Below are 25,057 nucleotides of genomic sequence, written 5' to 3'. Positions count from 1 at the left end.
TCCGCCGCTCGTCATCCCGGCCGAAGGGCTGCGCAGCCGGCCGTAGAGCCGGGACCCAGGGGCCACTTGCAGTGCGCCGGCCCCTGGGTCCCGGGTAAGCGCTTCGTGCTTTCCGGGACGACGAGAGATAAGTGACTGAATTCATTGAAGCCGGCATGCCACTCGATTGAGTAGGCGCCCTAGACGGCCCGACGTTCCACGCCCCCCACCACCGCCCTGGCCGCCGCCACCGTCAGCGCATCCTCCACCAGGCCCGTCGGCGTCTGGCCGAACCGCTTCAGGGCCGCCATGCGGAGGTCGAAGGTGACATAGGCGGCGACGATGGCGGCGGTGGCGCCGAGGACGCCGCCGGCGAGGGCGCGGTTGCGGGGCGCCAGGGCCGCGCCGGCTATGCCGGCGGTGATCACGCGGGCCAGCAGGCCGGCCGGGACGATGCGGTCGGGAGCCGAGTGGAGCTTGTCGCCCCACAGTTCGCCGGCGGCCAGGGCCTTGGTCCCGGCGCTGACCAGCGGGTGGCCCAGCCACGACGGCGCGCCGTTGTCGGCTGGCAGGGCGCCCTTGGCGGCCGCGTCGCTGACGGCGGCGAACGGGGTCAGGGCGCGGGCGCCGGCCGCGAGGCCGATAAGGAACGAGGCGAGCATGGCGGGTCTCCGGGGCTTGAAGGGCTCACGGGAGCAACACGCCGGGCCGGGATTTCGATCCGAGGCGGCGCCCCCTGGACCCCCCCATTCTTGGGGGAGCCAGCCGCCGGCGCCAAAGACCCCCTCGGTCGCTCCGCGACAGCTCCCCAGAGGGGAGCATCTGGATGGACGCGCGAGAATTCTCGCTTTCACCTCCAGCGCGAACGGGGCCATGATATCGCTCCCGTCGCCGCCGCCGCTCGGAGACCGCCCGGACCGATGATCGATACGGTCTCGCCCAGCCTGACCACCGCGCTCAAGCACGCGCCGATGGGCATCGCCATCTTCGACCGGTCGATGCGCTACCTGGCCCATTCGACCCAGTACCTGACCGACCAGGGCCTGGCGCCCGACCTGCCGCTGCTGGGCCGCGTGCACTACGAGGTGTTCCCCGAGATCCCGCAGTACTGGCGCGACCTGCACGCGCGGGTGCTGACCGAAGGGGTCGAGCTGCGCGAGGACGGCGGCGACCGCTATGTCGACCGCCACGGCCGGGTCGAGTGGATCCGCTGGTCGATGGCCCCCTGGCGCACCGACGAGGGCGCGGTCGGGGGCCTGGTGCTCTATACCGAGGTGGTCACCGCCGCCGTCGAGGCCCGGTTGCGGCTGGAGGCGGCCGAGGCCCGCTACAAGGCGGTGTTCGAGCAGGCGGCCATGGGCGTGGCGCGGATCTCGCCGCGCGGGGTGTTCCTCGAGGTCAACGAGCGGTTCTGCGCCATCACCCGCCGCACGCGGGAAAATCTGGTGGCCGGCAACGCCGCCGACCTGATCGCGCCGCGCGACCTGCCGGGCGCCCAGGCCCACGTGCGCGCCCTGCTGGCCGGCCGGCTCGACACCTACGCCGCCGAGCGGCGGCTGATCGCCGGCGACGGCGAACTGCTGTGGATCCGCCTGACCGTCTCCAAGGTGCAGCCGCGCGGCGGCCTGGCCTATCTGGTCGCCATCATCGCCGACATCACCGCCCGCAAGGCGGTCGAGGCCGAGCAGGAGCGCCACCAGGGCCAGCTGCGCCTGCTGATCAACGAGCTGAACCACCGGGTGAAGAACACCCTGGCCACCGTCCAGTCGATGGCCGCCCAGACCCTGCGCAACGAGCCCGACCCGGTCACCGCCTTCGAGAAGTTCGAGCTGCGGCTGCTGGGCCTGTCGCTGGCCCACGACGTGCTGACCCGCGAGAGCTGGCACGGGGCCGACCTGTGCGAGGTGGCGCAGCGCGCGCTGGCCCCGTTCACCGCCGCGGCGGGCCGGGTGTCGGTGACCGGGCCGCCCTGCTTCCTGCCGCCGGGCGGGGCGCTGACCATGTCGCTGGTGTTCCACGAGCTGGCCACCAACGCCCTGAAGTACGGCGCGCTGTCGAACCTGGAGGGCTCGGTGGCGGTGGCGTGGCGCTTCGATCCGGCCACCCGCGCCCTGTCGCTGACCTGGACCGAGACCGGCGGCCCCGCGATCGCCGCGCCCCCGGCCCGGCGCGGCTTCGGCTCGCGGCTGATCGAGCGCAGCCTGCGCGGCGAGCTGCGCGGTCAGGCGCGGATGGACTGGCGGCCCGAGGGCCTGGTCTGCCGGCTGGAGGCCGTCGCGCCCCTGCCCAACCCGCCCTCGCCCGAACTCGGCGTCGTCGCCAGCCTGGACGAACGCAGGTAGGAGCCTCTCGGGCCGAGTTTTGGAGTCTCTAAGAATGCAGCTGTCCGACCAAATCGTCCTCGTCACCGGCGCCGGCCGGGGCCTGGGAGCCGAGATCGCCCGCGCCTTTTCGCGCCACGGCGCACGCGTCGTCGTCAACTACCGCGCCAGCAAGGACGCCGCCGAAGCGCTCGCCGCCGAGCTGGGCGGTCCCGAACGCGCCATCGCCGTCCAGGCCGACGTCGCCGACCGCGCCGCCGTCGAGGCCATGTTCGCCGCCGCCAAGGCCGCCTTCGGCGCTCACGTGACCACCGTGGTCAACAACGCGCTGGACTACAGCTTCAACGGCGACGCCCGCGCGCACCTGGCCAACATCGCCTGGGAGGACTTCGAGAAGCAGACCACCACCGTGCTGAAGGGCGCGCTGAACGTCATCCAGGTCGCCGCGCCCGACATGGCCGACGCCGGCTTCGGCCGCGTCATCAACGTGGGCACCAACCTCTTCCAGAACCCGGTCGTGCCCTATCACGACTACACCGCCGTGAAGGCCGCGCTGCTGTCGCTGACCCGCACGGCCTGCGGCGACCTGGGCCCGGCCGGCGTCACCGTCAACATGGTCTCCGGCGGCCTGCTGCGCGTCACCGGCGCCAGCGCCGCCACGCCCGAGCCGGTCTTCGACCTGATCGCCGGCATGACCCCGCTGCGCTCGGTCACCACCCCGGCCGAGTTCGCCGACGCGGTGCTGTTCTTCGCCAGCCCCTGGGCGCGGGCGGTGACCGGCCAGAACCTGGTGGTCGACGGCGGCCTGGTGCGAGACTGATCTCTCCCCCCTTCCCCCTTGATGGGGGAAGGGTCGGGGATGGGGGTGACGCGGCGCCGGCCGGCGCTTCGGCGTCAAACGCCGCATTCACCCCCACCCCTGCCCCTCCCCCATCAAGGGGGAGGGAAATAGGGCCTGCGACGCCCTGCCCTCTTGAGCGACTCGCCCCGTAGGCGGACGGTTTTCGGTGACGCTTAAAACCGTTGTCGAAAGGTCGCTCTCGATGACTTCCCGCGCGTTCGAGCTGCAGATGCTGGGCTACGGCCTGACCACGGCCAACATCTGCTACCACCTGCCCGACCACCCCCACCTGCTGCAGCTCTATGTCTGGCAGGAGTACGACCTGGCCCCCAGGTTCCCGACCCTGAAGGGCTTCCTCGACTTCTGGAGCCGCGAGCTGGACGGCGTGCTGCACTCGGTGCAGGTGGCCCACGACCGGCTGATCGGTCCGGCGGAGTGGAAGGCGGTCAACGGGGTCTTCACCCTGCAGTGACCCTGGGCAGCCAACCTGGACGGTGAACGGGGGCGGTAAGGCCCGGCGGGGGTTGCGCTGGCGACTTACGCACCGTAACTCCCCCAGATGACCACCAAGGCCAAGATCTGCGGGCTCTCGACGCCGGAGACGGTGAAGACCGCCTTCGACGGCGGCGCGGCCTATCTGGGCTTCGTCTTCTTCGCCCGGAGCCCCCGCAACGTCGAGCCCGAGACCGCCCAGCGTCTCGTGGAGCCGGTGCGCGGCCGCGGCGTCGCGACCGTGGCCGTCACCGTCGATCCCGACGACGCCCTGGTCGACCGGCTGATGGCCACAATGCGCCCCGACCTGATCCAGGTGCACGGCAAGGAGACCCCGACCCGCGTTCGCGAGATCGCCCAGCGCAGCGGCGTCGGCGTGATCAAGGCCTTCTCGGTCTCCACCGCCGCCGACGTCGACCAGGCCCTGGCGTACGAGACCGTCGCCGAGCAGTTTCTTTTCGACGCCCGGCCGGTGGAAGGCCAGGGGGGGACTTCTTCCCTGCCCGGCGGCACCGGCGCAAGGTTCGACTGGAGCCTGCTGGAGGGGCGGCGATTTTCTCGCCCGCATTTCCTCGCAGGCGGCCTGGATCCCTGGAACGTGGGCGCCGCCGTCGCCGCCTCGGGGGCCCCGCTGGTGGACGTTTCCTCTGGCGTGGAACGCGGTCCGGGCCTAAAGGACCCGGCTCTGATCACGGCGTTTCTGGACGCCGTCAAACGCGCCTGACCTAACTGGAAACGCCCGTGAACGCTCCTGTCCAAGCTTCTGACCGGCCCAATGACTGGTCCGCCTATCCCGACGCCAAGGGGCGCTTCGGCGAGTTCGGCGGCCTGTACGTGGCCGAAACCCTGATGCCGCTCGTGCTCGAGCTGGACAAGGCCTACCAGGAAGCCAAGAACGACCCGGCCTTCCAGGCCGAGCTGCGCGGCTACCTGACCCACTATGTCGGCCGTCCCAGCCCGCTCTATTTCGCCGAGCGCCTGACCCGCCATTTCGGCGGCGCCAAGATCTACTTCAAGCGCGAGGAGCTGAACCACACCGGCGCGCACAAGATCAACAACTGCATGGGCCAGATCCTGCTGGCCCAGCGCATGGGCAAGACCCGGATCATCGCCGAGACGGGCGCCGGCCAGCACGGCGTGGCGAGCGCGACCGTCTCGGCGCGCTTCGGCCTGCCCTGCATCGTCTACATGGGCGCCGTCGACGTCGCCCGGCAGAAGCCCAACGTCTTCCGCATGAACCTGCTGGGCGCCGAAGTGCGCCCGGTGACCTCGGGGGCCGCGACCCTCAAGGACGCCATGAACGAGGCCATGCGCGACTGGGTCACCAACGTCGAAGACACCTACTACCTGATCGGCACCGCCGCCGGCCCGCACCCCTATCCGGCCATGGTCCGCGACTTCCAGGCCGTGATCGGCTATGAGAGCCGCGAGCAGATCCAGGAACTGGAAGGGCGTTTGCCCGACGCCGTGGTCGCCTGCGTGGGCGGCGGCAGCAACGCCATCGGCATGTTCCACCCGTTCCTCGGCGACGAGGGCGTGAAGATCTACGGCGTCGAAGCCTCGGGCCACGGCCTCGACACCGACAAGCACGCCGCCTCGCTGACCGGCGGGCGTCCGGGCGTGCTGCACGGCAACCGCACCTACCTGCTGCAGGACGACGACGGCCAGATCCTCGACGCCCACTCGATCAGCGCCGGCCTCGACTATCCGGGCATCGGTCCGGAGCACTCGTTCCTGCACGACATCGGCCGGGCCCAGTACCTGACCTGCACCGACGACGAGGCCCTGAAGGCCTTCCAGCTGTGCGCCGAGCTCGAGGGCATCATCCCCGCCCTGGAAAGCGCCCACGCCATCGCCAAGCTGCCGCAGCTGGCCAAGGAGATCGGCGAAGGCGGCGTGATCGTCATGTGCCTGTCGGGCCGTGGCGACAAGGACATCTTCACCGTGGCCGACGCCCTGGGCCGCTCGATCTAACCGATGGAAGAGACCACCCGGAACTGGCTCGTCTGCATCCTGTTCGCCGTGCTCCTCGTGGGCGGCGGGCTGGGCTTCGCGATGCACGAGGGCTGGATCACGGTCGACTTCCCAACCGCAACGGCGACACCTGGCCATGACTAAAGACCGCATCGACCGCCGCTTCGCGGACCTGAAGGCGCAGAACCGCGCCGGCTTCGTCGCCTACGTGATGGCCGGCGATCCGGACGCGGCCACCGCGCTGGAGATCCTGCAAGGCCTGCCGGCCGCCGGCGCCGACCTGATCGAGCTGGGCTTCCCGTTCTCGGACCCGATGGCCGAGGGCCCGACCATCCAGCGCGCCAGCCAGCGCGCCCTGGCCGGCAAGATGACCCTGAAGGGCACGCTGGGCCTCGCCCGCGCCTTCCGCGAAGGCGACCAGGACACGCCGCTGATCCTGATGGGCTACCTGAACCCGCTGGTGAATGCGGGCTTCGAAGCCTTCGCCAAGGACGCCGCCGAGGCCGGCGTCGACGGCCTGATCGTCGTCGACTGCCCGCCCGAGGAAGCCGATCCGCTGAGCGACGCCCTTGAGGCCGAGGGGATCTCGCTGATTCGCCTGGCCTCGCCGACCACCGACGAAAAGCGCCTGCCGGCCGTCGTGCGCCGCACTTCGGGCTTCGTCTACTACGTGTCGGTGGCCGGCGTGACCGGCGTCAAGGAAGCCGACGCGGATGCCGTCGCTCCCGCCGTCGAGCGCCTGCGCGCGGCCGCGCAACTGCCTGTGGCGGTTGGCTTTGGCATCCGCACGCCCGAGCGCGCCGCCGAGGTGGCCCGCGTCGCCGACGCCGCCGTGGTCGGCTCGGCGCTGGTGGATGAGATTGAATCAGCTGCGAAGCTGAACGAAAACGTGACCCAAAAGGTTCTTTCCAAGGCGTCGGAGCTGGCTAAGGCTGTGCGATCCGCGCGACAAGAGACGGTGTGAGGCTGTAAGGCTATGGCGATGGCTGAACCCCAAGGCCCCAAGAAGGGCGACAAGACCAAGAGCTCGACCGACCGCCGAGGCGGCTGGCTGTCGCGCATCGCCCCCGGCGTGCGTGGCGCCTTCGCCAAGCGCGAAACGCCCGAGAACCTCTGGGTCAAGTGCCCCGACACGGGCGAGATGATCTACCGCTCCGACCTGGAGGCGGCCCTGTGGGTCACCCCGGCCGGACGCCACATGCGCATCGGTCCCGAGGCGCGCTTCAAGTTCACCTTCGACGACGGCCAGTACGAGGCTCTGCCGACTCCGCCGGTGGTCGAGGACCCGCTGAAGTTCTCGGACGGCAAGCCCTACAAGGACCGCCTGGCCGCCGCTCGCAAGAGCACCGGCGAGCAGGACGCCATGGCGATCGGCTACGGCAAGGTCGGCGGCGTCGACGCCGTGGTGCTCGTGCAGGACTTCGCCTTCATGGGCGGCTCGCTCGGCATGGCCGCCGGTGAAGGCTTCATCGCCGCCGCCAAGGCCGCCCTGGCCCGTCAGGTCCCTCTGATCGCCTTCACCGCCGCCGGCGGCGCGCGCATGCAGGAAGGCGCCCTGTCGCTGATGCAGATGGCCCGCACCACCCTGGCCATCAACGAGCTGAACGACGCGGCCCTGCCCTATGTCGTGGTCCTCACCGACCCGACCACCGGCGGCGTCACCGCCTCCTACGCCATGCTGGGCGACGTGCACCTGGCCGAGCCGGGCGCCCTGATCGGCTTCGCCGGTCCGCGCGTCATCGAGCAGACCATCCGCGAGACCCTGCCGCCGGGCTTCCAGCGCTCGGAATACCTCGTCGAAAAGGGCATGGTCGACCGCGTCACCGCCCGCAAGGACCTGCCGGCCACCCTCGGCTCGATCCTCGGCACCCTGATGCTGGGCCGTCGCAAGGCGGCGTAGTTTTCTTTTCCTCCCCCGCTCGCGGGGGAGGGGGACCGCGAAGCGGTGGAGGGGGCGACCGCCGCACTCCGTCCCTCGCCCCCTCCGTCACGCTGCGTACCCGCAGCGCGCCACCTCCCCCGCTTCGCGAGGGAGGAGCTTTCGGGGCTCCCATGACCGACCACCTCCGCGCTCACGACGCCGCGCTGGAGCGCCTGCGGGCGCTGCACCCGCTGAAGATCGACCTGTCGCTGGGCCGCATGCGCCGGCTGTGCGCCGCCCTGGGCGATCCGCAGGACCGCCTGCCGCCGGTGATCCACGTGGCCGGCACCAACGGCAAGGGCTCGACGGTGGCCTATCTGCGCCACATGGCCGAGGCCGCCGGCCTGAAGGTCCACGTCTTCACCTCGCCGCACCTGGTGCGCTTCGTCGAGCGCATCCGCCTGGCCGGGGCGCTGATCACCGAGGATCACCTGGCCGACGTGCTGGAGCGGGTCGAGGCGGCCAATGACGGCCAGGCTGTCACCTTCTTCGAGATCACCACGGCGGCGGCCTTCGTCGCCTTCGCCGAGGTCCCGGCCGACCTCTGCATCGTCGAGGTGGGCCTGGGGGGCGTGCTGGACGCCACCAACGTCATTTCCGCCCCGGCGGTCAGCGTCATCGCCCCGATCGACCTGGATCACCGCGAGTTCCTGGGCGACACCATCGAGCAGATCGCCGTGGAGAAGGCCGGCATCATCAAGCCGGGCGCTCCGGCCGTCAGCGCTCGCCAGCAGCACGCCGTGGACGGCGTGCTGGAGACCGCCGCGGCCCTGGCCGGGGTCGAGCTGACCCTGATGGGCCGCGAGTTCGACGCCTGGGAGGAGCGCGGCCGCCTGCTGGTGCAGATGCCCGACCGGCTGCTCGACCTGCCCGCCCCCGCCCTGCCCGGCGAGCACCAGTTCGCCAACGCCGGCCTGGCCGTCGCCGCCCTGCTGGCCCTGGGCGATCCGCGCATCGACGAGAACGCCATGGGCCGGGGGATCGCCGGCACGGTCTGGCCGGCCCGTTTCCAGCGCCTGACCGCCGGTCCCTACGCCGAGACCGCCCAGGCCGCCGGCGCCGACCTCTGGCTCGACGGCGGCCACAACCCCCATGCCGGCCGCGCCGTGGCCCGCGCCGTGGCCGACCTGGCCGCCCGCGACGGCCGCCCCGTGGCGCTGATCTCGGGCCTCCTGGCCAACAAGGACGCCGCCGGCTTCTTCGAGGCCTTCCGGGGGGTCGCCACCAAGGTCTTCACCGTCACCTTCGAGGGCCACGCCGCCGCCAGCGCCGCGCAGACCGCCGCGGCCGCCGAACTGGCCGGCCTGCGCGCGGCCGCCTGCGACGGCCTGGACGACGCGCTTTCCCGAGCGCTCGCGCTGGACCCCGTCCCGCACGTGCTGATCTGCGGCTCGCTCTATCTCGCCGGCGAGGTGCTGGGCGCCAGTGAAGCCACCTGGCCGGCGTAGAGCCCCCGTCCCCCTTACGCTCCCGTCATTCCCGCCCTTGTGGCGGGAACCTCTGGTTCCGTTCGCACGTGAAGCGCCAGCGGCGTGCCTGGCACGCCGCCCTATCCACCCTTGCGGCTGACAGAGGGGTTCCCGCCACAAGGGCGGGAATGACGGGAGTTTAGGATAGACGGGTTCCTAGAAATTCCTCACCGAGATGTCCGGCACGGCCAGCACGCCGGCTTCGCCGCTCTCGTCGCCCCAGGCCAGGCGCGAGCCGTCGGCGTTGACCGACAGGCTGCTGATCGCCGCGCCGCGCTCGGCCTTCAGGGTCTCGATACGGCCCGAGCGCAGGTGGCAGGCCCAGATGCGGCCGTTGTCCTGGCCGGCGATGACCACCGGCAGGGCGTCGACGCCGGCGACCTGAACCACCAGCGAATCCCGAGAGAAGCCGATCTCGGCGGCTTCCTTGCCCATCGGGCCGTTGGCCCCGGCGAACGGCCAGACGACCGCGCCGTTGGCCCCGGCCGTGGCCAGGAGAGCGCCCTTGTCGCAGAAGGCCATGCTCTTGATCTTGGCCGGATAGCCGCCCATCCGCATGTCCTTGCCGTCGCTCAGGCGCCAGCCGTGCAGCTGGTTCTCCTGCATGGCCGAGACCAGGAACTTGCCGTCGGGGCTGTAGGCCAGGCCGACGTGGCTGCCGGCCCACTTCATCACCGTCGGCTTCTGGTCGGCGATGCGGCCCCACCACAGCGACACTCCGCCGTAGCCAGCCGCGGCCAGGCGCTTGCCCTTGGGATCGAAGGCCACCGCCGAGACGGTCTTCTCGTGCGCGTAGACGCGGCGGAAGCCCTCGTCGGCGACGTCCAGCACGTGAACCTCCTTGCCGGCGGTGAAGGCGATCAGGCCCGAGGCGGGGCTGGCGGCCACGTGCTCGATCCACTTGCCCTTGACCTCGGCCAGCAGGGTGGCGACCAGCTCGTCGCCCTCCAGCCGGCTCCAGACCACGCGGCCGTCGTCGCCGCCGGTCACCAGGCCCCGGCCCGACGGGTGGACGCAGGCGGCCAGCGCCGCGCCGCCCATGGGCCCGCCATGGGCCTCGACGGTGACGAAGCCGCCGTCGGCCTCGAATCGGACGGTGCCGTCGCCAAGAGCGAATCCGGCGCGTCCGGCGCGATCGAACAGGGCGGCGGTGACGTAGGCGTCGAAGGAAAAGATCATGCGCGGGGGCTTAGCGCGGCCTGATTGCGAGCGCTAGTCGCGCATCGCGGGAAGCTTGGCGCGGGATTCCGCCACCTGAACGCCGTTAGGCCAAAAAGACTCACAAAAGGGGTTGCCATTGCGCCGCGTCCTCGGGCTTTACTTCCGCGCTCGTCTGCGCCAGACGTGGCATCTAACAATTTCTGGACCGCCTGGGGGCGGTCCCCGGGAGACAGTCAGGCTATGGCGGCTAAACTTGCTGGCGGCGGCGGCGGTCGCTACTCGCTGAACCAGAATTCCGAAATCAACGTCACGCCCTTCGTCGACATTCTGCTCGTTCTGCTGATCATCTTCATGGTCGCCGTGCCGATGGCCGTGACCTCGATCAAGATCGACCTGCCGCCGGCCGTCCCGCCGCCGCCGAACGCGCCGAAGCCGAAGGAACCGGTGTTCATCTCGATCCAGAAGTCGGGCGCTCTGTTCATCGCGGACAAGCAAACCAGCCTCGACAACCTGCCGATCGACCTGGACGCTTCGTTCACCTCGAAGGGTCAAGCCGGTCCGAAGGACGATCAGCGCGTCATGATCCGCGCCGACGCCGACGTGCTGTACTCGGACTTCATGGGCGTCCTGAACCAGCTGCAGACCGCTGGCTGGTACAAGGTCGGCCTGATCAACGAAGACATCCACTAAGACGTCTTCGGCGATCGCCGAGAAAGAACCAAGGGGCCGGCGGCGCAAGCTTCCGGCCCCTTTTTCGTGCCCGCTTCACCGGAGCCCCCGATGCCCGACGCCAAGACCTGGATCGCCTTCTCGCTGGTCTGCCTGGGGATGGCCCTGACGCCGGGCCCCAACATGCTCTACCTGGTCAGCCGATCGATCTGCCAGGGCAAGTGGGCCGGCATCGTCTCGCTGGCCGGCACGGCGGCGGGCTTCGTCGTCTATCTGGTCTGCGCGGCCCTGGGCATCACCGCCCTCTTGATGGCCGCCCCGATCGCCTACGACATCCTGCGCTTCGGCGGGGCGCTGTATCTGGGCTGGCTGGCCTGGCAGGCGATCAAGCCCGGCGGCGCCTCGCCCTTCCAGGTGCGCGACCTGCCCAGGGACCCGCCCGTCAAGCTGATGGCCATGGGCTTCCTGACCAACCTGCTCAATCCCAAGGCCGCGATGCTCTATCTGTCGCTGCTGCCGCAGTTCATCGATCCCGGCCACGGGAACGTGCTGACCCAGTCGCTGCTGCTGGGCGGCACGCAGATCGCCATCAGCCTGTCGGTGAACGCTTCCATCTGCCTGGCGGCCGGGACGATCGCCGGCTTCCTGGCGACGCGCCCCAGCTTCGCCCTCGTCCAGCGCTGGCTGATGGCCAGCGTGCTGGGCGGCCTCGCCGTCCGCATGGCCACCGAGGCGCGCCGCTAGGGCCTCCAGGACTGCTGAGAAGCGCTCAGCAGGCCATGGACGAGGCTGCGGCTAATCCTGGCCCCTCCACGGCGCTATGACGCCCTCCTGAACAAGGAGAGCCCATGGCCGAGGTCATCGTCGTCATCGGGGCCGGCCAGATCGGCCAGGCCATCGCCCGCCGCGTGAGCGTGGGCAAGCGCGTGCTGCTGGCCGACATGAGGCGCGAGAACGCGCAGGCCGCCGCCAGCGTGCTGGCCGACGCCGGCTACGACGCCCACGTCGCCACCGTCGACGTCGCCTCGCGCGAGACCGTCCACGCCCTGGTCGCCGCCGCCACGGATCTCGGCGATGTCACCGGCCTGATCCACGCCGCCGGCGTCTCGCCCAGCCAGGCGCCGCCGCAGGTGATCCTCAAGGTCGACCTCTATGGCACGGCCCTGGTGCTGGACCTGTTCGGCGAGGTGATCGCGCCCGGCGGCTCGGGCGTGGTCATCGCCTCGCAGTCGGGCCACCGCCTGCCGCCGCTGAGCGTCGAACAGAACCACGCCCTGGCCACGACCCCGACCGAAGAGCTGCTGGCCCTGCCCTTCCTGGCCCCCGACCAGGTCACCGACCCGCTGAAGGCCTACCAGCTGTCCAAGCGCGGCAACGCCCTGCGGGTGGCCGCCCAGGCCGTGCGCTGGGGCGAGCGCGGGGCGCGGATCAACGCCATCAGCCCCGGCATCGTCATGACGCCCCTGGCCCGCGACGAGCTGACCGGCCCGCGCGGCGCGGGCTATCGCAAGATGATCGAGGGCTCGCCCGCCAGGCGCGCCGGCACGCCCGACGAGGTCGGCGCGGTCGGCGCCCTCCTGATGGGCCCCGACGGCGGCTTCATCACCGGCAGCGACGTCCTGATGGACGGCGGGGTCACCGCGGCGTGGCTCTACGGGGATCTGGCGAAGGGCTGAGCCTCAGCCCCGCGCCTTCACGGGCGCGGCGCCGTCGACATAGGCCTCGTTGAGATAGACCTCGGCCTCCTGCGGCGACAGGGCCGGCGCGTAGCCGAAGCCCTGGCCGTAGTCGCAGCCGAGCTTCTGCAGCGCGCTCGCCATCTCGGCGTTCTCGACGCCCTCGGCGACCACTTCCAGGTCGAGATCCTGGCCCAGTTTCACCACCGAGCGGACGATCTTGGCCGAGCCGGCGTTGCCGCCCATGGTGCGCACGAAGTAGCGGTCGATCTTCAGCGTGTCGAACGGCAGGCGGGTCAGGTACGACAGCGACGAGAAGCCGGTGCCGAAGTCGTCCAGCGCCAGGCCGGCGCCCGCCTCGCGCAGGGCTTTCAGGATCACCGCGGCCCGCTCGGGATCGCGCATGATGTCGCTTTCGGTGACTTCCAGCTTCAGCGCGCCGCGCGGCAGGCCGTTCTCGCGCAGGACCTGGGCCACGTCGTGCACCAGGCCCGGACGGTCGATCTCGCCGGTCGACAGGTTGACGCTGACGGTCAGGGCGCCGACGGCCGGGTGGCTGCGACGCCAGGCGGCCAGTTGCTTGCCGGCGCTGCGCATCATGTGCTCGCCGAGCTCGGCCATCAGGCCCATCTCTTCGATCAGCGGCAGGAATTCGTCGGGCGGCAGCAGGCCGCGGCGCGGGTGGATCCAGCGCGCCAGGGCCTCGAAGCCCGACAGCGCGCCGGTCGACAGGCGCACGACCGGCTGGAAGTAGGGGATGATCTCGCCGCGCCCGATGGCGCCGCGCAAGTCGGCTTCCAGGGCCAGGCGCGACAGGCCGTCGGTTTCCATCGAGCGGCCGTAGGCGGCGGCCGAGCCGCGTCCGTTGGCGGCGGCGGCCTCGACGGCCAGTTCGGCGCGGCGGACCAGCTCGGCGGCCTCCGGCGCGTCCTCGCCGCCCTCGGCCGAGACGGCGCCGATGGTCAGGGTCGGGTGGATGTCGAAGCCCGCGATGCGCAGCGGCTGTTCAAGCGCGGTGCGCAGCAGTTCGGCCGGCTCGTAGCCCTTGGGCTCGCACAGCACGGCGAACTCGTCTTCGCCGATGCGGCCCAGGATCGAGCCCTCGGGGAAGGCGGCGGCCAGGCGCGAGCCCAGGGCGGCCAGAACGAGGTCGGCCCGCTCGTGGCCCAGGGCCTCGTTCAGGCGGCGCAGGCGGTCCAGGTCGGCCACGACCAGTTCGTGCACGCCGTCGTGGGTCAGGCGCTCGCGGGCGCGGGCGATGAAGCTGCGGCGGTCCAGCAAACCGGTCAGTTCGTCCTTGCCGGAGGCGGCGAATTTCACTTCCGGGGCGATCACGCCGGCGGCGCGCACGCCCTCCTCCAGCCACACGCCCCGCCAGATGCAGACGCCGCCGCTGCGCATGCGCAGGCGCACGACGATCTCGGCCCCGGCTTCACGGACGCGCAGCAGCTCCTCGGCCTGGGCGCGGTCCTGCGGCAGAGCCAGAGCCCGGAAGGCGGCGGAGGAACATTCGGGCGCGAGCGGCGACAGGCCCAGGGCCCGGGCCGCGCCGTTGATGCGCAGGCGGTCGGACTCGGGCTCCCAGTGCCACAGCGCGACCTCGGCGGCGCCCAGCGCTTCCAGCGTGGTCGTCGCGTCCCAGATCCGTCGCTCGGCAACCTTGAATGACATGCCCGTTCCCACGCCGAGAAAGCCGGCGTCACAGCCCGGGCGGTCGCTAGGTGGGAGCGATCAACCCGAACAGACGATGATCTCGCCACTCGCCGTTAATTTTGAGATAAGCGCGGGCGTATCCTTCCTCGGAAAACCCGCAGCGCGACAACAGGTCCGCCGAGCGCACGTTGTGCGGCATGCACGCGGCCTCGAGCCGGTGGAGCCCCAGCGGCCCGAAGGCGAAGTCGATCACCGCCTTCACCGCCTCGGTCGTGTAGCCCTTCCCGGCATGGGCCTCGCCGCTCCAGTAGCCCATCACGCCGGTCTGCGAGACGCCCCGGCGGATGTTGAACAGCCGCACCCCGCCGACGATGGCGTCGTCGTCCTTGCGGAACACGAAGAACGGAAAGGCCTCGCCGGTCTCCAGCTCGCGGGCGTAGGCCGCCAGCCGCTGGCGGAAGGCCGTGCGGGTCAGGTCGTCGGCCGGCCAGCTGGGCTCCCAGGGCGTCAGGTAGCCGCGCGAGGCCGCCCGCAGCTGCGCCCACGGCTTGTGGTCGGCCAGGCGCGGCAGGCGCAGATAGACCCGCTCGGCGTCAATGCGCGGACCATGGTCGATGCGGAACAGTCGGAGGATGGCGGACAAGCAGTCGGTCTCGAAACTTCAGGCGCGCACCATCGCGGCTTATCGGCCGTCGAACAACGTCCGCCGGAAGATTTCCCCGGCCGAAAGCGCGGTCTTGGCCCCCAGCACGGCGGTGGCCGCCCGGGCGGGGTCCAGCATGCGCCGGCCCAGGCGGGTGATGTCCTCGGCGGTGACCGCGTCGACGCCGGCCGCCAGCTCGGCCGGCGGGAACAGCTTGCCGAAGGTCAGGGCCTGGCCGGCGTTCTGTTCGGCCCGGGCCAGCGGCTGCTCTCGGGCCATGAACATGTGCGCCTTCAGCTGGGCCTTGCAGCGGGCCAGTTCGGCCGGCTCGATGCGTTCGACCAGGGCCAGCACCTGCTCGGCGCAGACCCGGGCGGTCTCGGCCGCGTCCTTGGCCGCGCAGCCGACATAGATGCCGAGCCCGCCGATGTCGGCATAGGTGTCGGCATAGGCGTCGATGTTGTAGGCCAGACCCCGCTTCTCGCGGGCTTCCTGGAACAGCCGCGACGACATGCCCCCGCCCAGGGCCTCGGCGAAGACGCGCAGGGCGAAGTAGTCGTCGTCGCGCGAGCCGGCGGCCGGCAGCATCAGGACGAGGTGGGCCTGCTCCAGCTTGCGGGTTTCGGCGAAAGCGCCGCCCACGAACGGCGCGGGATCGGGGATGGGCGCGCCGGGCGTCGCCGGCAGGTCGCCGAAGGCGGATTGCGCCAGCGCCAGGATCTCGGCCTCGTCGACCGCGCCCGTGGCGCTGATCACCAGCCGGTCGGCCGCGTAGAGCGCCGCGCGCCATTCGGCCAGCGCCTGCGGCGTCGCGGCCTCGACGCTGTCGACCGTGCCCAGGATCGGCCGGCCGACGGGGTGGTCGCCCCAGGCGCCCTTCTGCAGCAGGTCGAAGACGTAGTCGTCAGGCGCGTCGGCGGCCTCGGCGATCTCCTGGGCCACCACCTGCTTCTCGCGGGCCAGGTCGCCGGCGTCCAGCGTCGGACGGCGCACCAGGTCGGCGATCACCGCCATGGCCAGGCCCGCCCCGCCCTTCAGCGCCCGCACCTGGAAGCTGGTGCGCTCGTAGCCGGTGGCGGCGTTGATCGAGCCGCCCTCGGCCTCGATCACCTCGACGATGTCGCGCGCGCTGCGCCCGCCCGCGCCCTTGAACACCATGTGCTCGAGCAGGTGCGACCAGCCCGACCGCGCCGGATCCTCGTAGCCCGCGCCGCGTCCGGCGACGACCGTGAGGGCCAGGGTCTCGAGCCCCGGCATAGGATCGCAGACGACGCGGACGCCATTCTTCAGGGTATGGAGGGTGGGAAGGGTCATTTCCCTCCGTGTAGCCGCCTAAGCGCGCGAAAGCGACCCTCGCGCTTTGCGGCGCCTTCGCTCTTTTTCCGTAAAATCCCCGCGAAAGCGGGGACCCAGGCTTTTCCACAATGCGCGGAGCCCGCCCCCAACTAGAATCGCCTTCCTCGCCCTTGTGGCGAGGATCCATCGTTCCGCCTGCTCAGATCTTTCTGAACGCGGCTCGGATTTGAGCAACCGCTAGCATGGGCCCTCGCCACAAGGGCGAGGGAAGCGGTCTGGAAAAGCGATCACGGTGCTTGACGACAAAACACCTGGGTCCCCGCTTTCGCGGGGATTTCACGGGTGTTGGGTTCCGAGGGGGCCCCTACTTCCCCGCGAACGCCCGCACGTGGGCCTTCACGGCGGCCGCGTCGGCCGGGAGGCGGTCGAAGCGTTCGGGCTTGGCCGACAGGTCCGGCGCGCCGCGCGGCACGCCCTGGACAACGCCGGTCGCGGCCAGCACGGCCTCGGGGAACTTGGCCGGGTGGGCGGTCGACAGCACCACGACCGGGGTCGTGGGATCCTCCAGGCGCAGGCGGGCGGCGGCGGCCAGGCCGACGGCGGTGTGCGGGTCGACCACCTCGCCCGTCTCGTTCAGCGTCGAGAGCATGGTCTTGGCGGTGTCGGCCTCGCTGACCGAAGCGCCGGCGAACAGCTCGCGCATCATCGCATGGGCGCTAGGCGGGATGTCGAGCGTGCCGGTGGTGTTGAAGCCCCGGAAGGCGCGGCCGGTCTCGACGCCGTCGCGGCGCACGGCCTCGAAATAGAGGCGCTCGAAGTTGGAGGCGACCTGGATGTCCATGGCCGGGCTCTGGGTGGCGGCCACGGCCCCACGGGCGTAGCGGCCGTCCTCGAAGGCGCGGGCCAGGATGTCGTTGCTGTTGGTGGCGGCCACGACCTTGGCGATCGGCAGGCCCAGCTGCTTGGCCACGAAGGCCGCGTAGGCGTCGCCGAAATTGCCGGTCGGCACGACGAAGGCCACTTCGCGGGCGGGCGCGCCCAGGCTGACGGCGGCGGTGAAGTAGTAGACGCTCTGGGCCGCGATCCGCGCCCAGTTGATCGAATTGACGCCCGACAGATCCACCGCGTGGCGGAACTGGTCATCCTGGAAGGCCTGCTTGACGATGGCCTGGCAGTCGTCGAACGAGCCGGCCACCGACACGCAACTGACGTTGGCGTCTTCGGCCGTGGTCATGAACCGGCGCTGGACCTCGCTGATGCGGCCTTCGGGGAAGAGCGCGACGATGCGGGCGTTGCTGCGGCCGCGGAAGGCCTCGACGGCCGCGCCGCCGGTGTCGCCCGAGGTGGCGCAGATGATGGTCATGGTCCGCGACTGGCGCGACAGCACGTAGTCGTACAGCCGGCCCAGCAGCTGCATCGCCACGTCCTTGAAGGCCAGGGTCGGGCCGTGGAACAGCTCCAGCAGGTAGCGGTTGGCGGCCAGCTGCTTCAGCGGCGTCACGGCCGCGTGGGTGAAGCTGGCATAGGCCTCGTCGCACATCTGGGCCAGGTCGTCGGCCGGGATGTCGTCGCCGACGAACTTGCCGAGCACGGCGGCCGCGACCTGCGCATAGGTCTTGCCGGCGAAGGCGGCGATCTCGTCGGGCGTGAAGGCCGGCCAGGCCTCGGGCACGTACAGGCCGCCATCGGGGGCCAGGCCCGCCAGCACCGCGTCCAGGAAACCGATCGAAGGGGACTCGCCCCGGGTCGAGACGTAACGCATCAGGGCCTCATCCTACGCCAGAGCATGGCGGCATAGATAAAGAGCAGGGTGACAGCAAGACCAAACCACGTAAGCGCGTATTCCAGGTGTCGATTGGAAATTTCTGCCGGCAACGGCGCGGGGGTGACGCCGGCAACGGCGGGCGTCGCGGTCTCGACCATCAGGATGTGGGAGGCGGGCCTGTCGGCGGCGAAGGCGGCCAGGGCCTTCTCGCGGTCGCCACCCAACGCCTTGGGGGCCATCAGCACCCCGACAACGCGGGCGGGCGGCGGGAAGGACCGGGGCGCCGGCTGGATCTGGCCGGTCAGGGCGTCGACGAGGCCCAGGTCCAGCAGCACCACGCCGTGCGCCTGGCCCGCCAGGCCGCAGGCGGCCATGGCCCGCCACACCATGTCGCCGTCGCGCACGCCGTAGACCAGCGGCAGCGGCGCGCCGGCGCCCGGCGCGCAGTCTGCGTCCACGCGCACGAAGTCGACGTCCTCGCCCCGGTCGGCGCGCGCGAGGGCGTCGGCCAGCGGAACGGTCGGCGCCGTCTTCAGCGTCTCGATCCGCGCCAGCAAGTCTTCCTTCCAGCGCAGGCGCTTCACCTGCCAGGTTCCCAGGCCGCAGAGGATGGCGAAGGCGATCAGGGTCGCGATCGTCAGGACGATCGGAAACCGGCCCTTGGGCTTTGCGGCCTCAGACATCGTCGCGCCCCGCTTCGGAGGCCCGGTTGGCGATTTGGGCGGCGACCATCAGGCCCTTGGCCGGACGCATCAGCACCAGGCACGCCAGCAGGGTCATCGGCAGCCAGACGACCAGCAGCAGCCACACCGGCCAGTTCCAGGCGAACATCGAGAACAGCGCCCCGAAGGCGCACAGCGCGCCGGCGATCAGGATGACGAAGGTCGCCGCGCCGTCGCCGGTCTCGTGCCTGGACAGGTCGTAGCCGCAGGCCTCGCAGCGCGGGGCTACCTTCAGGAAGCCCTCGAACAGAAAGCCCTCGCCGCAGACGGGACAGCGCCCGGCGGCGCCGGCGGCGTAGGGGTTGGTCTTGGGCATGCGTTCTGCACCGTCCGACATTTGCGCCGCCCCCCTCCTTATCGCCTTCCTCGCCCTTGCGGCGAGGATCCATGCGTCAGCCGGCAAGACGGAGATCGGCTTGCACGGTCTGAGCGGCGGAACGATGGGCCCTGGGCACGAGGCCCAGGGAAGCGGCCGTGGAGCGGGGCGGGATGGTTCACAACGCCGCCTCCGCTGAAACGAAAAAGGCCCGGAGCGCGATCGGCGCTCCGGGCCCTCCTGTAGTCCGTGAGCCTAGTGCGCCGAGGCGCCGAAGATCACGTAGATGAAGGCGAACAGGAACAGCCAGACCACGTCGACGAAGTGCCAGTACCAGGCGGCCGCTTCGAAGCCGAAGTGCTGCTTGGGCGTGAAGGCGCCGTTCATCAGGCGGATCAGGCAGACGATCAGGAACAGCGTGCCCACGAAGACGTGGAAGCCGTGGAAGCCGGTCGCCAGGAAGAAGGTCGAACCGTAGAGGCCCGAGTTGGCGGCCGCTTCGCTGTAGAACAGGTTCTCGTGGTTGATGTGGGCGTATTCGTAGACCTGGATGCAGGTGAAGAGCGCGCCCAGCAGGATGGTCAGGATCAGGCCCCACTTGGCGCCCTTGCGGTCGCCTTGCTGCAGGGCATGGTGCGACCAGGTGATGGTGGTGCCCGACAGAAGCAAGGTGAGCGTGTTGACCAGCGGCAGGTGCCAGGGCGAGACGGTCTCGACGCCGGCCGGCGGCCAGGCGGCCCAGGCGGTGCGGACTTCCTCGATGCTGGAAAGCGTGCGGTGGCCGTGGAACAGGGCCATCTCGAAGAAGATCCAGAACCACGCCACGAAGAACATCACTTCCGAGGCGATGAACAGCACCATGCCGTAGCGCAGGCCGATCGAGACGACCGGGGTGTGGTCGCCGGCGTTGGCTTCCTTGATGACGTCGCGCCACCAGCCGAACATCGTGTAGAGCACGCCCGCCAGGCCGGCGGCGAACAGCCACCACTGGCCCTTCTCGATGCCGAACACGCCGCCCTTGATCCAGGCGATCAGGCCGATGGCCATGACGGTGGCCGCCATCGAGCCGACGAACGGCCACGGGCTGGGCGGCAGGATATGGTAGTCGTGTTTGACGGCGCCGTGGGCCATGTGTTGCGAACCCTCTGATTATTTGAAGTACGCGTCGCGTAGGTCCCCCAAGGCCCGCGTACTCCCTTGTGGATTGCTATAGTCCCTTGGACGGTGTTCCGCCAAGTGGTTGAACGATGCGCGGCGTCGCGTCGGCCTGCTTGCCGCCGTCCTCGCCCTCCACCGCCGGGAAAAAGGTGTAGGACAGGGTGATCTCGGACTTGCCCTTGGTCTCCGGATCCTCGGCGAAGCGCGGATCGACGAAGTAGACGACCGGGAACTCGACCGTCTGGCCGGGCTCGATCGTCTGGTTCGAGAAGCAGAAGCACTCGATCTTCTGGAAGTAGGCGCCGGCCTGCTCGGGCACGACGTTGTAGATCGCCCGCCCGGTCTGGGGCTTGTCGCTGTTGTTGGTGACCTTGAAGAACGCCAGGCCCGACGCGCCCAGCTTGATGTCCTGGCTGACCTGCTCGGTGGTGAAGGTCCAGGGCAGGCCCCGGATATTGGCGTCGAAGCGGACGACGACGGCGCGGTCCAGCACCTTGGTCGGAGCGGCCTCGGCGCGGCGCACCGTGCCGTCGAAGCCGGTGACCTGGCAGAACAGCTTGTAGAGCGGCACCGAGGCGTAGGCCGCGCCGACCATGCCGGCGAACGCGCCGACGCAGATCAGCGCCACCCGCTTGTTGCGACGCGCCTGGGCGCTGGTCGCCTTGTCGGCCGGCGCCGCCGGCTTGCGATCAGAACCGGTTTCCGACATTGGCGCCGAGCCTCACCAGGGTGACCACGAAGACCAGGGCGACGAAGGCCACCAGGCCCAGCGCCAGGGCGATGTTGCGGCCGTTGCGGGCCTTCAGCGCCTGGTCGGCGTCGGGCTTCACGGAAACGGTCTTCTTCGGATCGGTCAAAGCGGCAGCTCCAGGGCCCGGATCCCGATCATGGCCTCGGCCAGCAGGGCGGCGAACAGGGCGAACAGATAGAGGATCGAGAAGGCGAACAGGTTGCGGGCGTCCTTGGCCCCGCCCACCGGCGGCGGGCGCTTGGCCGGGGCGGCGTCGGCCGCTTCTGCGATCGGCTCCGGCGCGGTCTCGGCCACGTCGTAGAGGGCCCGGTCGCCCGTGCGCGGGTCGGCCGCGTCGCCGGCGTCGCTGCGGAACACCCGCCAGGCCAGGGTCAGGAACACCAGCCCCCCCAGGGCCGAGACGGCCAGGTAAAGCGGCCCGCCCAGGCCCGTCAGGGCCGGGGCCAGGCAGACCGGGATGAACACCAGGCTGTAGAGCAGGATCTGCTTGCGGGTCTCCTTGGCGCCCTTGACCACCGGCAGCATCGGCACGCCGGCCTTGGCGTAGTCGGTGCTGATGTAGAGCGACAGGGCCCAGAAGTGCGGCGGGGTCCACAGGAAGATGATCAGCACCATCAGCCAGGCGTTCAGCGGCGCCGAGCCGCTGGCCGCCGCCCAGCCGATCGCCGGCGGCAGGGCCCCGGCCAGGCCGCCGATGACGATGTTCTGGGCCGTCCAGCGCTTGAGCCACATGGTGTAGACCACCGCGTAGAACACGATGGTGAAGGCCAAAAGGCCCGCGGCCAGCCAGTTGATGGCCATGCCCATCAGCAGGACCGACAGCAGCGAGAGCACGACGCCCAGGGTCGCGGCTTCCGAGCCCTCGACCAGGCCGGCCGGCACCGGACGGCCGCGCGTGCGGCGCATCTTAGCGTCGATGTCGGCGTCGTACCACATGTTCAGGGCGCCCGAGGCCCCCGCGCCCACGGCGATGCACAGCACCGCCACCGCGCCGAGCAGCGGGTGGATATGGGTGCGGGCGGCGACCAGGCCGGTCGCGGCCGTGAACACCACCAGCGACATCACGCGCGGCTTGAGCAGTTGGAAGTAGTCCTGCCAGCGCGCCGCGCGAACCGTGTCGGCGGGCGTGTCGGGCGAGAGGACGGCGGGCTTGGCCATGGGAATCTATAGGTCTTCGAACAGTGTCTTCATGGGCGAAGGGCGCGGGCCGGACTGCTTGTCCGATCCGCGCCCCCCGCGCTTACGCTAGCTTACCAGAGATCAGTGGTGATCGTCGGCCTTGATGACCGGCGGCTCGCTGAACTGGTGGAACGGCGGCGGCGAGGACAGGGTCCATTCCAGCGTGGTGGCGCCTTCGCCCCACGGGTTGGCCTCGGCCTTGCGGCGGCGGATGGCGGCCTCGAGCAGCACCAGCATGAACACGCCGACGCCGACGACGGTGATCATGTAGCCCACCGACGAGACGTAGTTCCACTTCGCGAACGCGTCCGGGTAGTCGACATAGCGACGGGGCATGCCGTCCAGGCCCAGGAAGTGCTGCGGGAAGAACACCAGGTTCACGCCCACGAACATGATCCAGAAGTGCAGAGCGCCGAGGAACTCGTTGTACTTCACGCCCCACATCTTCTCGAACCAGTAGTAGAAGCCCGCGAAGATGGCGAACACGGCGCCCAGGCTGAGCACGTAGTGGAAGTGGGCCACCACGTAGTAGGTGTCGTGCAGGCTGTAGTCGATGCCGGCGTTCGACAGCACCACGCCGGTGACGCCGCCGACCGTGAACAGGAAGATGAAGCCGATCGCCCACAGCATGGGCGTCTTGAAGCTGATCGAACCGCCCCACATCGTGGCGATCCAGCTGAAGATCTTCACGCCCGTCGGCACGGCGATGATCATCGTCGCGGCCACGAAGTAGGCGCGCAGGTTGATCGGCATGCCGACCGTGTACATGTGGTGGGCCCACACGACGAAGCCGACGAAGCCGATGGCGACCATGGCGTAGGCCATGGCGAGGTAGCCGAAGACCGGCTTCTTCGAGAAGGTCGAGACGATGTGGCTGATGATGCCGAAGCCCGGCAGGATCAGGATGTACACTTCCGGGTGACCGAAGAACCAGAACAGGTGCTGGAACATCACCGGGTCGCCGCCGGCGGCGGGATCGAAGAAGTGGGTGCCGAAGTTGCGGTCGGTCAGCAGCATGGTGATGGCGCCGGCCAGCACGGGCAGCGACAGCAGCAGCAGGAAGGCGGTGATCAGCACCGACCAGGCGAACAGCGGCATGCGGTGCAGGGTCATGCCCGGCGCGCGCATGTTGAAGATCGTGGTGATGAAGTTGATCGCGCCCAGGATCGAGCTGGCGCCGGCCAGGTGGAGCGACAGGATCGCCAGGTCCATGGCCGGACCGGTGTGGCCCGAGGTCGACAGCGGCGGATAGATCGTCCAGCCGCCGCCGAAGCCGTGGCCCGGGCCGCCGTCGACGAACATCGAGGTGCACAGCAGTATCCAGGCGGCGACCAGCAGCCAGAACGAGATGTTGTTCATCCGCGGGAAGGCCATGTCCGGCGCGCCGATCATGATCGGGACGAACCAGTTGCCGAAGCCGCCGATCATGGCGGGCATGACCATGAAGAAGATCATGATCAGGGCGTGGGCGGTGACCACGGCGTTGTAGCCGTGCTTGCCCTTGAACACGCCCCACTCGGCCAGCAGGCCGGTCTCGGAGAAGATCTGGATGCCGGGGTGCATCAGCTCCCAGCGGATCAGGCCCGACAGGGCGCCGCCGACGATCCCGGCCATGATGGCGAACAGGATGTAGAGCGTGCCGATGTCCTTGTGGTTCGTCGAGAAGAACCAGCGGGCGAAGAAGGGCGGCTTTTCGTCGGCATGCCCAGCGTCGTGGGGGCCGTCGTGGTGATCGATGTCAGCGGCGTGAGCCATCGGACTGAAATCCTAAAGCGTTCTTAGGCCGCCGGCGCGGCGGCGGGGGCCGCGGCCGGAGCGGAAGCGGGTGCGGCCGGAGCGGCGGCGGCGGGCGTCGTGGCGGCCGGCGTCGCGCCGGGCGCGGCCGGGGCCTCGGCGGCGACCGGGGCGGCGGGCGCCTCGGCCGGAGCCTTGGACTTCACCCACGCGTCGAACTCGGCCTGCGTGACGACCTTGATCTCGATCGGCATGAAGGCGTGGTCGATGCCGCAGAGCTCCGAGCACTGGCCGTAATAGGTGCCCACCTTCTCGGCCTTGAACCAGGTTTCGTTCAGGCGGCCCGGAATGGCGTCGGTCTTCAGACCGAAGGCCGGCAGGGCGAAGGCGTGGATCACGTCGGCGGCGGTGACCTGCACGCGCACCACCTGGTTTACCGGCACGACCAGCGCGTTGTCGGCGGCCAGGCGATAGAGGCTGTGCGGCAGGCCCTTGGCCGCCACTTCTTCCTCGCTCAGCACCTTGGAGATGATCTCCGGCACCTTCTGGTCCGGATACTCGTAGCCCCAGTACCACTGATAGCCCGTGGCCTTCACGGTCATGTAGGGCTTGGGCATGTCGTTGTACTTGAACAACAGCCGGAACGAGAAGATGGCGATGATCATCAGGATCAGCACCGGCACGATCGTCCAGATGATCTCGATCGTGGTGTTGTGGCTGAACTTGGCCGGAACCGGGTTCGCCTTCTTGTTGTAGCGGACCGCGATCCAGATCAGCAGGCCCAGCACCAGCAGGGTGATGGCCGTGATGATCGGCAGCAGAACCCAGTCGTGGAACCAGATGGCATCGTGCTTGAGCACGGATGCCGCGGGCTGGAGGGCGATGCCCCCCGGCGTCGGCTGACCCAGAAGGTCTTCGGCGAAAGCCTGGCCCGCAAACGTCGTCATGACGGCGGCGGCTGCGAAGCCCAACCCTTTCCGTCCCATCCCCTGAACTTGTGCCTTCATTTCCCTCTCGGCCCGTTACGGCGGTGACCGGCTGTTACTCAGCCGTGTCCCCGCGCCGATGCACAATACGACCGGTTACGCGGACTTATGCAATCGACTTGAAACGGTCGAAAGCACTCCCCCCACGGCGCCGGCCGGTCGCAGGCGTGCTTACGCGCTTCAATCCCCGTTGCCAAGCACCCGAAACCGCACTTGGCGCAGGGGAATCGCGTCAGTTGCGAAGCATTCTCAATAACTTCGCCGATTTCATCCACACGACCGACAGGCGAATCACGTCGATCCTCGAACATTGATAACTTGTAATAACAGCTACCTTGCATCACACACTAC

Annotated in this window: 26 protein-coding genes; 12 read left to right on the top strand and 14 right to left on the bottom strand. The window is 69.9% G+C overall.

Annotated features, from left to right (window positions below; genetic code table 11):
* Nucleotides 1-179 precede the first annotated feature (179 nt).
* Nucleotides 180-641 (bottom strand): DUF4126 domain-containing protein, encoded by a 462-nt coding sequence (locus C1707_RS07435; RefSeq protein ID WP_101714082.1) that lies wholly within the window; start codon nucleotides 639-641, stop codon nucleotides 180-182.
* A gap of 258 nt (nucleotides 642-899) precedes the next feature.
* Here C1707_RS07435 and C1707_RS07430 point away from each other — a divergent pair, with 258 nt between their 5' ends.
* From C1707_RS07430 to C1707_RS07395, 9 genes are all read left to right on the top strand, one after another.
* Complete coding sequence (locus C1707_RS07430) at nucleotides 900-2,321, top strand: sensor histidine kinase (RefSeq protein ID WP_101714083.1); 1,422 nt, start codon at nucleotides 900-902, stop codon at nucleotides 2,319-2,321.
* A 34-nt stretch (nucleotides 2,322-2,355) separates the two neighbouring features.
* The gene (locus C1707_RS07425; RefSeq protein ID WP_101714084.1) at nucleotides 2,356-3,120 is read left to right on the top strand and encodes a 3-oxoacyl-ACP reductase; all 765 of its coding nucleotides are present in this window, start codon (nucleotides 2,356-2,358) and stop codon (nucleotides 3,118-3,120) included.
* 223 nt (nucleotides 3,121-3,343) lie between these two features.
* Nucleotides 3,344-3,613 carry an usg protein gene (locus C1707_RS07420; protein ID WP_101714085.1) on the top strand — a complete coding sequence of 90 codons (270 nt, stop codon included), beginning with the start codon at nucleotides 3,344-3,346 and terminating at the stop codon, nucleotides 3,611-3,613.
* An 87-nt stretch (nucleotides 3,614-3,700) separates the two neighbouring features.
* A complete protein-coding gene (locus tag C1707_RS07415) occupies nucleotides 3,701-4,357 on the top strand; it encodes a phosphoribosylanthranilate isomerase (protein WP_101714086.1) in 657 nt (218 codons plus the stop codon).
* A gap of 17 nt (nucleotides 4,358-4,374) precedes the next feature.
* Nucleotides 4,375-5,607: a tryptophan synthase subunit beta gene (trpB, locus tag C1707_RS07410; protein WP_101714087.1), complete on the top strand. Its 1,233-nt coding sequence runs from the start codon at nucleotides 4,375-4,377 to the stop codon at nucleotides 5,605-5,607.
* A 3-nt stretch (nucleotides 5,608-5,610) separates the two neighbouring features.
* On the top strand, nucleotides 5,611-5,751 hold the full coding sequence (locus tag C1707_RS26045; protein ID WP_164467299.1) for a hypothetical protein: 141 nt from the start codon (nucleotides 5,611-5,613) through the stop codon (nucleotides 5,749-5,751).
* Nucleotides 5,744-6,571: a tryptophan synthase subunit alpha gene (gene trpA, locus C1707_RS07405; RefSeq protein ID WP_101714088.1), complete on the top strand. Its 828-nt coding sequence runs from the start codon at nucleotides 5,744-5,746 to the stop codon at nucleotides 6,569-6,571. Before C1707_RS26045 ends, trpA begins: the two co-directional genes overlap by 8 nt.
* A 12-nt stretch (nucleotides 6,572-6,583) precedes the next feature.
* Entirely contained in the window at nucleotides 6,584-7,507 is a 924-nt protein-coding gene (locus C1707_RS07400) for an acetyl-CoA carboxylase carboxyltransferase subunit beta (RefSeq protein WP_101714089.1), read from the top strand.
* A 152-nt stretch (nucleotides 7,508-7,659) separates the two neighbouring features.
* A complete protein-coding gene (locus tag C1707_RS07395) occupies nucleotides 7,660-8,976 on the top strand; it encodes a bifunctional folylpolyglutamate synthase/dihydrofolate synthase (RefSeq protein ID WP_101714090.1) in 1,317 nt (438 codons plus the stop codon).
* A 177-nt stretch (nucleotides 8,977-9,153) separates the two neighbouring features.
* Here C1707_RS07395 and C1707_RS07390 read toward each other — a convergent pair whose 3' ends face one another.
* The gene (locus C1707_RS07390; protein ID WP_101714091.1) at nucleotides 9,154-10,176 is read right to left on the bottom strand and encodes a WD40 repeat domain-containing protein; all 1,023 of its coding nucleotides are present in this window, start codon (nucleotides 10,174-10,176) and stop codon (nucleotides 9,154-9,156) included.
* A 222-nt stretch (nucleotides 10,177-10,398) separates the two neighbouring features.
* Between C1707_RS07390 and C1707_RS07385 the strand changes: the two genes are divergently transcribed.
* From C1707_RS07385 to C1707_RS07375, 3 genes are all read left to right on the top strand, one after another.
* On the top strand, nucleotides 10,399-10,848 hold the full coding sequence (locus C1707_RS07385; RefSeq protein ID WP_058349874.1) for a biopolymer transporter ExbD: 450 nt from the start codon (nucleotides 10,399-10,401) through the stop codon (nucleotides 10,846-10,848).
* 90 nt (nucleotides 10,849-10,938) lie between these two features.
* Nucleotides 10,939-11,571, top strand: coding sequence for a LysE family translocator (locus C1707_RS07380; RefSeq protein ID WP_101714092.1), 633 nt, complete (start codon nucleotides 10,939-10,941; stop codon nucleotides 11,569-11,571).
* 104 nt (nucleotides 11,572-11,675) lie between these two features.
* Nucleotides 11,676-12,503 (top strand): SDR family oxidoreductase, encoded by an 828-nt coding sequence (locus C1707_RS07375; RefSeq protein ID WP_101714093.1) that lies wholly within the window; start codon nucleotides 11,676-11,678, stop codon nucleotides 12,501-12,503.
* Between the two features lie 3 nt (nucleotides 12,504-12,506).
* On the opposite strand, the gene C1707_RS07370 is transcribed toward C1707_RS07375, so the two are convergent.
* The 12 genes from C1707_RS07370 to coxB all read right to left on the bottom strand — a co-directional run bounded on the left by C1707_RS07370 (nucleotide 12,507) and on the right by coxB (nucleotide 24,727).
* Nucleotides 12,507-14,174, bottom strand: a complete 1,668-nt coding sequence (locus C1707_RS07370; RefSeq protein WP_101714094.1) for a putative bifunctional diguanylate cyclase/phosphodiesterase — start codon at nucleotides 14,172-14,174, stop codon at nucleotides 12,507-12,509.
* 46 nt (nucleotides 14,175-14,220) lie between these two features.
* The gene (locus tag C1707_RS07365; RefSeq protein ID WP_101714095.1) at nucleotides 14,221-14,799 is read right to left on the bottom strand and encodes a GNAT family N-acetyltransferase; all 579 of its coding nucleotides are present in this window, start codon (nucleotides 14,797-14,799) and stop codon (nucleotides 14,221-14,223) included.
* 39 nt (nucleotides 14,800-14,838) lie between these two features.
* Entirely contained in the window at nucleotides 14,839-16,113 is a 1,275-nt protein-coding gene (locus tag C1707_RS07360) for a M16 family metallopeptidase (RefSeq protein ID WP_101714096.1), read from the bottom strand.
* A 346-nt stretch (nucleotides 16,114-16,459) separates the two neighbouring features.
* Nucleotides 16,460-17,857, bottom strand: coding sequence for a threonine synthase (gene thrC, locus C1707_RS07355; RefSeq protein ID WP_101714097.1), 1,398 nt, complete (start codon nucleotides 17,855-17,857; stop codon nucleotides 16,460-16,462).
* Nucleotides 17,857-18,543 carry an SURF1 family protein gene (locus C1707_RS07350; RefSeq protein WP_101714098.1) on the bottom strand — a complete coding sequence of 229 codons (687 nt, stop codon included), beginning with the start codon at nucleotides 18,541-18,543 and terminating at the stop codon, nucleotides 17,857-17,859. The genes thrC and C1707_RS07350 overlap by 1 nt, the downstream gene beginning before the upstream one ends.
* Nucleotides 18,536-18,898, bottom strand: a complete 363-nt coding sequence (locus tag C1707_RS07345; protein WP_101714099.1) for a DUF983 domain-containing protein — start codon at nucleotides 18,896-18,898, stop codon at nucleotides 18,536-18,538. The genes C1707_RS07350 and C1707_RS07345 overlap by 8 nt, the downstream gene beginning before the upstream one ends.
* Nucleotides 18,899-19,153: 255 nt before the next feature.
* Nucleotides 19,154-20,029, bottom strand: coding sequence for a cytochrome c oxidase subunit 3 (locus C1707_RS07340; protein WP_058349883.1), 876 nt, complete (start codon nucleotides 20,027-20,029; stop codon nucleotides 19,154-19,156).
* Nucleotides 20,030-20,105: 76 nt separating this feature from the next.
* Nucleotides 20,106-20,765: a cytochrome c oxidase assembly protein gene (locus C1707_RS07335; protein WP_101714100.1), complete on the bottom strand. Its 660-nt coding sequence runs from the start codon at nucleotides 20,763-20,765 to the stop codon at nucleotides 20,106-20,108.
* Nucleotides 20,746-20,886, bottom strand: coding sequence for a hypothetical protein (locus C1707_RS07330; protein ID WP_101714106.1), 141 nt, complete (start codon nucleotides 20,884-20,886; stop codon nucleotides 20,746-20,748). Before C1707_RS07330 ends, C1707_RS07335 begins: the two co-directional genes overlap by 20 nt.
* A gap of 23 nt (nucleotides 20,887-20,909) precedes the next feature.
* Nucleotides 20,910-21,965, bottom strand: a complete 1,056-nt coding sequence (cyoE, locus tag C1707_RS07325) for a heme o synthase (RefSeq protein WP_101714101.1) — start codon at nucleotides 21,963-21,965, stop codon at nucleotides 20,910-20,912.
* Nucleotides 21,966-22,067: 102 nt separating this feature from the next.
* Nucleotides 22,068-23,741 carry a cytochrome c oxidase subunit I gene (gene ctaD, locus C1707_RS07320; RefSeq protein ID WP_101714102.1) on the bottom strand — a complete coding sequence of 558 codons (1,674 nt, stop codon included), beginning with the start codon at nucleotides 23,739-23,741 and terminating at the stop codon, nucleotides 22,068-22,070.
* A gap of 23 nt (nucleotides 23,742-23,764) precedes the next feature.
* Nucleotides 23,765-24,727: a cytochrome c oxidase subunit II gene (gene coxB / locus C1707_RS07315; protein ID WP_123170725.1), complete on the bottom strand. Its 963-nt coding sequence runs from the start codon at nucleotides 24,725-24,727 to the stop codon at nucleotides 23,765-23,767.
* Between the last annotated feature and the right edge of the window lie 330 nt (nucleotides 24,728-25,057).

The organism is Caulobacter flavus, from assembly GCF_003722335.1.
GTDB lineage: Bacteria > Pseudomonadota > Alphaproteobacteria > Caulobacterales > Caulobacteraceae > Caulobacter > Caulobacter flavus.
Note: the sequence above shows the minus strand (reverse complement) of the source record. Positions and strands in the feature narration are given on the sequence as shown.

Excerpts from the sequence above, each read along its gene's own strand:
- C1707_RS07435 (WP_101714082.1), bottom strand. The coding sequence starts at position 641 with ATGCTCGCCTCGTTCCTTATCGGCCTCGCGGCCGGCGCCCGCGCCCTG.
- C1707_RS07430 (WP_101714083.1), top strand. The coding sequence starts at position 900 with ATGATCGATACGGTCTCGCCCAGCCTGACCACCGCGCTCAAGCACGCG.
- C1707_RS07425 (WP_101714084.1), top strand. The coding sequence starts at position 2,356 with ATGCAGCTGTCCGACCAAATCGTCCTCGTCACCGGCGCCGGCCGGGGC.
- C1707_RS07420 (WP_101714085.1), top strand. The coding sequence starts at position 3,344 with ATGACTTCCCGCGCGTTCGAGCTGCAGATGCTGGGCTACGGCCTGACC.
- C1707_RS07415 (WP_101714086.1), top strand. The coding sequence starts at position 3,701 with ATGACCACCAAGGCCAAGATCTGCGGGCTCTCGACGCCGGAGACGGTG.
- C1707_RS26045 (WP_164467299.1), top strand. The coding sequence starts at position 5,611 with ATGGAAGAGACCACCCGGAACTGGCTCGTCTGCATCCTGTTCGCCGTG.
- trpA (WP_101714088.1), top strand. The coding sequence starts at position 5,744 with ATGACTAAAGACCGCATCGACCGCCGCTTCGCGGACCTGAAGGCGCAG.
- C1707_RS07400 (WP_101714089.1), top strand. The coding sequence starts at position 6,584 with ATGGCGATGGCTGAACCCCAAGGCCCCAAGAAGGGCGACAAGACCAAG.
- C1707_RS07395 (WP_101714090.1), top strand. The coding sequence starts at position 7,660 with ATGACCGACCACCTCCGCGCTCACGACGCCGCGCTGGAGCGCCTGCGG.
- C1707_RS07390 (WP_101714091.1), bottom strand. The coding sequence starts at position 10,176 with ATGATCTTTTCCTTCGACGCCTACGTCACCGCCGCCCTGTTCGATCGC.
- C1707_RS07385 (WP_058349874.1), top strand. The coding sequence starts at position 10,399 with ATGGCGGCTAAACTTGCTGGCGGCGGCGGCGGTCGCTACTCGCTGAAC.
- C1707_RS07380 (WP_101714092.1), top strand. The coding sequence starts at position 10,939 with ATGCCCGACGCCAAGACCTGGATCGCCTTCTCGCTGGTCTGCCTGGGG.
- C1707_RS07375 (WP_101714093.1), top strand. The coding sequence starts at position 11,676 with ATGGCCGAGGTCATCGTCGTCATCGGGGCCGGCCAGATCGGCCAGGCC.
- C1707_RS07370 (WP_101714094.1), bottom strand. The coding sequence starts at position 14,174 with ATGTCATTCAAGGTTGCCGAGCGACGGATCTGGGACGCGACGACCACG.
- C1707_RS07360 (WP_101714096.1), bottom strand. The coding sequence starts at position 16,113 with ATGACCCTTCCCACCCTCCATACCCTGAAGAATGGCGTCCGCGTCGTC.
- thrC (WP_101714097.1), bottom strand. The coding sequence starts at position 17,857 with ATGCGTTACGTCTCGACCCGGGGCGAGTCCCCTTCGATCGGTTTCCTG.
- C1707_RS07350 (WP_101714098.1), bottom strand. The coding sequence starts at position 18,543 with ATGTCTGAGGCCGCAAAGCCCAAGGGCCGGTTTCCGATCGTCCTGACG.
- C1707_RS07345 (WP_101714099.1), bottom strand. The coding sequence starts at position 18,898 with ATGCCCAAGACCAACCCCTACGCCGCCGGCGCCGCCGGGCGCTGTCCC.
- C1707_RS07340 (WP_058349883.1), bottom strand. The coding sequence starts at position 20,029 with ATGGCCCACGGCGCCGTCAAACACGACTACCATATCCTGCCGCCCAGC.
- C1707_RS07335 (WP_101714100.1), bottom strand. The coding sequence starts at position 20,765 with ATGTCGGAAACCGGTTCTGATCGCAAGCCGGCGGCGCCGGCCGACAAG.
- cyoE (WP_101714101.1), bottom strand. The coding sequence starts at position 21,965 with ATGGCCAAGCCCGCCGTCCTCTCGCCCGACACGCCCGCCGACACGGTT.
- ctaD (WP_101714102.1), bottom strand. The coding sequence starts at position 23,741 with ATGGCTCACGCCGCTGACATCGATCACCACGACGGCCCCCACGACGCT.
- coxB (WP_123170725.1), bottom strand. The coding sequence starts at position 24,727 with ATGAAGGCACAAGTTCAGGGGATGGGACGGAAAGGGTTGGGCTTCGCA.